The 1600-nt window shown below is 52.9% G+C and carries 1 tRNA gene and 1 rRNA gene; both read left to right on the top strand.

From position 1 onward, the window contains the following. Nucleotides 1-1355, top strand: a 16S ribosomal RNA gene (locus ACM615_RS23365); the annotation flags it as partial. 142 nt (nt 1356-1497) lie between these two features. Then, nucleotides 1498-1573 (top strand) — tRNA-Glu (locus ACM615_RS23360). Nucleotides 1574-1600: the final 27 nt, after the last annotated feature.

The raw sequence follows: 1600 nt of genomic DNA, 5'->3' as shown, positions 1-1600 counted from the left end.
AAGAGCAAAGTGGGGGACCTTCGGGCCTCACGCCATCGGATGTGCCCAGATGGGATTAGCTAGTAGGTGAGGTAATGGCTCACCTAGGCGACGATCCCTAGCTGGTCTGAGAGGATGACCAGCCACACTGGAACTGAGACACGGTCCAGACTCCTACGGGAGGCAGCAGTGGGGAATATTGCACAATGGGCGCAAGCCTGATGCAGCCATGCCGCGTGTGTGAAGAAGGCCTTAGGGTTGTAAAGCACTTTCAGCGAGGAGGAAGGGTTCAGTGTTAATAGCACTGTGCATTGACGTTACTCGCAGAAGAAGCACCGGCTAACTCCGTGCCAGCAGCCGCGGTAATACGGAGGGTGCAAGCGTTAATCGGAATTACTGGGCGTAAAGCGCACGCAGGCGGTTTGTTAAGTCAGATGTGAAATCCCCGAGCTTAACTTGGGAACTGCATTTGAAACTGGCAAGCTAGAGTCTTGTAGAGGGGGGTAGAATTCCAGGTGTAGCGGTGAAATGCGTAGAGATCTGGAGGAATACCGGTGGCGAAGGCGGCCCCCTGGACAAAGACTGACGCTCAGGTGCGAAAGCGTGGGGAGCAAACAGGATTAGATACCCTGGTAGTCCACGCTGTAAACGATGTCGACTTGGAGGTTGTGCCCTTGAGGCGTGGCTTCCGGAGCTAACGCGTTAAGTCGACCGCCTGGGGAGTACGGCCGCAAGGTTAAAACTCAAATGAATTGACGGGGGCCCGCACAAGCGGTGGAGCATGTGGTTTAATTCGATGCAACGCGAAGAACCTTACCTACTCTTGACATCCAGAGAATTCGCTAGAGATAGCTTAGTGCCTTCGGGAACTCTGAGACAGGTGCTGCATGGCTGTCGTCAGCTCGTGTTGTGAAATGTTGGGTTAAGTCCCGCAACGAGCGCAACCCTTATCCTTTGTTGCCAGCGAGTAATGTCGGGAACTCAAAGGAGACTGCCGGTGATAAACCGGAGGAAGGTGGGGATGACGTCAAGTCATCATGGCCCTTACGAGTAGGGCTACACACGTGCTACAATGGCATATACAAAGAGAAGCGAACTCGCGAGAGCAAGCGGACCTCATAAAGTATGTCGTAGTCCGGATTGGAGTCTGCAACTCGACTCCATGAAGTCGGAATCGCTAGTAATCGTAGATCAGAATGCTACGGTGAATACGTTCCCGGGCCTTGTACACACCGCCCGTCACACCATGGGAGTGGGTTGCAAAAGAAGTAGGTAGCTTAACCTTCGGGAGGGCGCTTACCACTTTGTGATTCATGACTGGGGTGAAGTCGTAACAAGGTAACCGTAGGGGAACCTGCGGTTGGATCACCTCCTTACCTCAAGATACGCATTGTGCAGTGTCCACACAGATTGTCTGATTAAATTAATGAGCAAGAGCACCTGTTGATGCAGTAAGGGCAACCTTACGCTGATGCGAAAAGTGCCAAACCACTGTGTGGTCTGGTACGGAATTTTCGTGTCCCCATCGTCTAGAGGCCTAGGACACTGCCCTTTCACGGCTGTAACAGGGGTTCGAATCCCCTTGGGGACGCCACTCCGATAATGTGTGAAAGACATTATC

This window comes from Rahnella sp. PAMC25617 (assembly GCF_050606005.1).
GTDB classification, from domain to species: Bacteria; Pseudomonadota; Gammaproteobacteria; order Enterobacterales; family Enterobacteriaceae; genus Rahnella; species Rahnella variigena.
This window is presented reverse-complemented; position numbering and strand designations above follow the sequence as displayed.